Source organism: Protofrankia sp. Cr1 (assembly GCF_963555865.1).
Classification (GTDB): domain Bacteria; phylum Actinomycetota; class Actinomycetes; order Frankiales; family Frankiaceae; genus Protofrankia.
This window is the reverse complement of sequence record NZ_CAUVXO010000286.1, coordinates 1,829-7,046: the sequence shown is the minus strand read 5'-3', so window position 1 is coordinate 7,046 and position 5,218 is coordinate 1,829. Positions and strand designations below refer to the sequence as shown.

At 69.6% G+C, this 5,218-nt stretch carries 5 protein-coding genes; 3 read left to right on the top strand and 2 right to left on the bottom strand.

All coding sequences use genetic code 11. The features are described from left to right. The first annotated feature begins 78 nt into the window (after positions 1-78). On the top strand, positions 79-309 hold the full coding sequence (locus tag U9980_RS19140; protein ID WP_322769179.1) for a MarR family transcriptional regulator: 231 nt from the start codon (positions 79-81) through the stop codon (positions 307-309). Here the strand turns inward: U9980_RS19140 and U9980_RS19135 are convergent. Together U9980_RS19135 and U9980_RS19130 are read right to left on the bottom strand one after the other, a co-directional pair. Beyond that, positions 306-863 carry a hypothetical protein gene (locus U9980_RS19135; RefSeq protein ID WP_322769178.1) on the bottom strand — a complete coding sequence of 186 codons (558 nt, stop codon included), beginning with the start codon at positions 861-863 and terminating at the stop codon, positions 306-308. The two genes, U9980_RS19140 and U9980_RS19135, sit on opposite strands and share 4 nt — an antisense overlap. Before the next feature lie 226 nt (positions 864-1,089). Continuing rightward, positions 1,090-2,553, bottom strand: a complete 1,464-nt coding sequence (locus U9980_RS19130; RefSeq protein ID WP_322769177.1) for an aldehyde dehydrogenase family protein — start codon at positions 2,551-2,553, stop codon at positions 1,090-1,092. 88 nt (positions 2,554-2,641) lie between these two features. Here U9980_RS19130 and U9980_RS19125 point away from each other — a divergent pair, with 88 nt between their 5' ends. After that, entirely contained in the window at positions 2,642-3,886 is a 1,245-nt protein-coding gene (locus tag U9980_RS19125) for a CoA transferase (protein ID WP_322769176.1), read from the top strand. 70 nt (positions 3,887-3,956) lie between these two features. Next, a partial coding sequence (locus tag U9980_RS19120) for an FAS1-like dehydratase domain-containing protein (RefSeq protein WP_322769175.1) occupies positions 3,957-5,218 on the top strand: 1,262 nt, incomplete at its 3' end.

The window sequence follows — 5,218 nt, the reverse complement described above, 5'->3', positions numbered from 1 at the left end:
GCCACGGAACCGCCAACAATGAAACTTTACTGCAATGCGTTCTAAAGTTCTACTAGTTCGCGTGGATAAGGTCTTTTCATGGGCGACGAGGACCCGCTCATCGGCTATCGCGAGATGGCCGAACGTGCCGGAGTGAAGCCCGGAACGCTGCGCAGCTACCGAGCGCAAGGCCGCCTACCGCTACCGGACGACGACTCCGTACCCGACCGGCCCCGCTGGCGCCTGTCGACCTTCCAGGCATGGATGGACAGTCGTCCCGGCCAGGGCACCCGTACCGATCTTCAGGACCGAGATTCGACAGATCACTAGCCCCGTGAGCCCCAGCATTCCCGCTCGAGCAGGCCGAGCAGCGCGAACCGCAGTAGATCAAAAATCGTTGGTGACCGGCCGCGCGCTACGCGTCCCCACGAGCCCGGAAGGCTTGTCACACAGGCCGCTACGTCCTGGTGAACCGGAACTGCGTGGACCCCGTCGTGATCCCGAGAGGGTAACGCTTGACTACCACGATCGAGTACCACCGCGCCCAGATACGCGGGCACGTGGGGTTTCGGGTGTGCTCGGTGCAGGACGCGGAGAAGTTGACGGCCTGGCTGGCTGCCGGTGCCGCTGTTCGCTGATGTGGCGCCGAAGGTGCTGGCTTCCTGGCGTGCGCGGGCCGCGGTGGAGTCGCCGTCCCATCTGCGCCGACGGCCGCAGGAAGCGACGGTGACGCTGTTATCCGCGTTGCTGGTGGGGCGGGAGGTGACCGACTCGCTGGTGGATCTGCTCATCGCCACGGTGCATCGGATCAGCGCCCGGGCCGAGCAGAAGGTGACCAACGAGCTGATCAACGCCTTCAGGCGGGTGTCGGGTAAGGAGAACATCCTGTTCCAGATCGCTGAGGCGTCGCTGGCTGAACCGGACGGTGAGGGCCGCGAGGTCGTCTTCCCAGCTGTGAGCGGGGGCGAGCAGACGCTGAAAGAGCTGGTACACGAGTACAAGACAAAGGGGCCGGTGTACCGCCGCACGGTGCAGACCACGCTGAAGGCCCAGCCTCGCTCCTTGATCCACGCCGCTATTGCCGGGCGCTCTTATTCAGCGGCCACCTGGCTACAGCGCCATCCAGACGTTCTTCGGCCGGGTGAACTCCCGGATCGCGTGGATTCCGCCCAGTCGACCCTGGCCGCTCTGCTTCACGCCGCCGAAGGGCGCTCCCGGGGGGATGCCGAGGAAGCCGTTGACCCAGATGTTGCCCGCCTCGAGCGCCGCGCAGACGCGGTGGGCGCGGCGCAGGTCGTCGGTCTGGACGTAGGCGGCCAGCCCGTAGGGAGTCGCGTTGGCGATCGCCACGGCGTCCGCCTCCGTGTCGAAGGGCGTCACGGCGAGCACGGGACCGAAGACCTCGTTCTGCGCGATGAAGTCGGTCGGCGCGACGTCGGCGAGGACTGTCGGTCCGATGAACCACCCGTCGGCGAGATCGCCGCCGAGGCGCTCGCCGCCGGTGACCAGACGATTGCCCTCCTTCTGCGCGGTGGCCACCATCCCCAGGATCCGATCGGCGGCGCCCTCGCTGACCACCGGCCCCATGACCGACGTCGCCGCGCTCGGGTCCCCCACCGGGATCTGACCGAGGATCGCGGCCAGTGTTGCGAGGAACGCGTCGTGGATGCTGCGCTGCACCAGGATCCGGGTGCCGAGAATGCAGCCCTGGCCCGAGAGCAGGACCGCTCCCGTCATGGCCTGCTGCGCGGCCGCGACGAGGTCGGCGTCCTCGAAGACGAGGTTCGCGGACTTGCCTCCGAGCTCGAGTCCCACCGGCTTGAGCGTCTCCAACGCCGAGGCGAGGATGCGCTTGGCCGTCTGACCGCCGCCAGTGAAGTGGATCTTGTCGACGTCGGGATGGCTGACCAGTGCCTGCCCACCGGCTGGTCCACCGGGCACCACGTTGATCACGCCGGGCGGGAAGCCGGCCTCCAGAAGCAGCTCTCCGATGCGCAGGCAGCCCCAGGGCGCGAGCTCCGACGGCTTGAGCACCACGCAGTTGCCCGCGGCCAGCGCGGGAGCCACGATCTGGCCGACGGAGACGACCGGTCCGTTCCACGGCACGATCACCCCGACGACGCCGTACGGCTCGTCGAGGGTGTAGTCCAGCGCCGGCACCGGCCACGTCCCGACGACCTCTCCACCGATCTTGTCGGCCCAGCCGGCGTTGTAGGTGAAGAGGTCCGCCGCGAGCAGCGGCGTGCTCGCGGCGATCATGGACGGCGTCCCGTTGTCGATCGTCGTGAGCTGCGCGATCGTCGCAGCCTCGCGACGGATGAGCCGGGCGGCCTCAAGCAGTAGCTCGCGGCGCCGGTCCAGCGGCGTGGCGCGCCAGCCGGGCAGCGCGGTGCGGGCCGCCCGCACCGCGGCGTCGACCTCACCCGCGCCGGCCATCGACACGCCGCGGGTCGGCTTCCCGGTGGCCGCGTACACGTGGGTGAACTCGCCTTCGCTGCTGTCTGACACCCGCCCGTCACCTATCAGCAGACCCGGGTTCGGCAGGACGGTGAGATCAGCGTCAAGGACAGTCATTGGCCAATTCTGGTGTGGCCTGCCCGCGATTGGGCGCATCCGCGGCGCAAACCGGGTTTGCGCGACACCGGACGTGTGGTGGGCAAGTGTGGGCACAGTGAGTCGACTACTCGAAGGCGTCCGCGTCCTCGAATCCGCGATGCTGTTCAATGGCGACACCCTCGGCACCCTGCTCGCCGACCTCGGCGCCGACGTGATCAAGGTTGAGTCGCCCGGCACAGGGGACTACCTGCGCGGCTTCCTCGGCCAGATCACCCCGCAGCACAGCCCCGCGCACATCCAGGTCAACAAGAACAAACGCAGCATCACCCTCGACCTGCGCCGGGACGAGGGCCGCGCGCTCTTCTACGAGCTGCTGTCCACCGCGGACGTGTTCGTCGACGGCTTCGCCGGCGACGCCTGTACGAAGCTCGGGATCGGTTACGCCCAGCAGCGAGCGGCGAAGCCCGACATCGTCTACTGCCAGTACTCCGGCTACGGCAGCGAGGGCCCGCTGGCCAGCATGCCGACCCACGGGCAGATGACCAACGCGCTGGCCGGCGCGCTGCCGGTCGAGATGGGCCCGGACGGGCTCGTCCGCCGGGTGCAGACGCCCGACTACCTGGGGGGCACCACCAGCGGCGGCGAGGGCACGGCCGCCGGAGCGGTCCATGCCGCGTTCCACGTCGCCGCCGCCCTGTTCCAGCGCGAGCGGACCGGCGAGGGCTGCTTCCTTGACGCCGCCGCCAGCGACGCGGTCATCGCGCAGGCGTGGATCGCCGTCACCTACAACCTCAACCGCGACCGGGTCACCGACCACGCGACGATGCCGAGGACCGAAGAAGGCGACAGCGGGTCGGCGTTCTACCAGTTCTACGAGGCGCGCGACGGCCGGTTCCTGCTGTTCTGCGCCACCGAGCCCAAGTTCTGGCGCGGCTTCTGCCTGGCCGTCGACCGCGCCGACCTGATCGACAGGCTCGACACCGGCGGGCCCGTCGACTTCGGCTTCGGCCTCCTCGGTCTGCGCCGGGAGCTTCAGAAAATCTTCCACACCCGCGACGCCGACGAGTGGGTCGCCCTCGCTCTCACCCACCACGTGCCGCTGACCCGGGCCAACCGCCTGCGCGACCTGCTTGACGACCCGCATGTGCGCGCCCGCGGCATCCTCGTCGAGGGCGAGCACCCGCTGGCCGGGCCCTTCACCTACGTCGGCGAGGCCGTCCGCGTCCAGGGTCAGCCGTGGGAGCTGCGCCGGCCCGCCCCCACCCTCGGCCAGCACACCGACGAGCTGCTCGCGGAGATCGGGCACGGTCCGCAGGATGTCGCGGCGCTGCGCGCAGCGAAGATCGTCTGATGGGCCGCGTGAAAGTGCCCTTCCCGCCCGGGAGGGTCACGCGGGACCCGCACGTCGGGACACTCGAACCATGAGCGTGACGACCGACCAGCAGGCAGAGTTCGAGCGGGCCTCCTCCAGCGTCTTCGTCCAGGAGGACCTCGCGCAGGATCGGACGGCGCTCGGGCGCCTCGTGGCGAGCAGGCAGCAGGAGTACCTGTCCACCGCGACCCCGGAGGCCATCCGCAACTTCGCCCACAGCTATGGCGACGACAATCCGCTGTTCTGCGACCCGGGTCACGGTGAGACGAGCCGGTGGAGCGGGCAGATCGCGCCACCGATCATGGCTGCGGTCCTCAACGCGCCGCTGCTGGGCGACCGGGACCCCTTGGCCAAGGGCGGCTCCTACCGGGGCATCCACGCCTTCGTCTCCGGCGGTACCTGGACCTGGTACCGGCCGGTGCGACCGGGTGACACCCTCTACAGCCTCTCCGGCCTGGAGTCGGTGGAGACCAAGCAGTCGGAGTTCGCCGGCAGCTCGGTCATCCGGGTCCTGCGCGACATCAAGGTCAACCAGCGTGCGGAGGTCGTCGGCGTCTACCGCACGCTCGTGATCTACACCGAGCGGAAGAAGGCGCGGGACAAGGGCAAGTACGCGGAGATCCCCGTGCCGAGCTGGGACGACGCGCAGCTCGCCGCCCTCGACGAGACCTACGCCGCCGAGACCCGCCAGGGGCGGGCCCGGCTCAGGTGGGAGGACGTCGAGGTCGGCCAGGCCATGGGAGCCAAGGCCAAGGGTCCGCTGACCACGACGGACATGATCATCTTTCACGCCGGCGGCTACGGCTTCGTGCCCTACGGGCTGAAGACCGGTCGCCGCGGCTGGGAGAACCGGCAGCGCATCCCGGCGTTCTACGTCAAGAACGAGTACGGCGTCCCCGACGTCGCCCAGCGCGTCCACTGGGACAACGCGTGGGCGCAGGCGATCGGCAACCCGCGCGCCTACGACTACGGCGTGCTGCGCGAGTGCTGGCTGCACCACTTCCTCACCGACTGGGCGGGTGACGACGGCTGGGTCGAACGCCAGCACGACGAGATCCGCAAGTTCAACTACCAGGGTGACGCCCAGGTGCTCGGCGGCGAGGTGACGGGCAAGCGGGTCGAGGATGGGCGCGCCCTCGTCGACGTCGCGGTGTGGGCGCGCAACCAGCGCGACGAGGAGACCGCCCGCGGGGCGGCGACGATCGCCCTGCCCAGCCGTGAGTATGGCCTGCCGGTCCTGCCGGCGGTGCCCATCGAGCTGAGCCGGGCCGCGACCGAGGTCATGGCCCGCCACGGCGAGCTGCTCCGCGA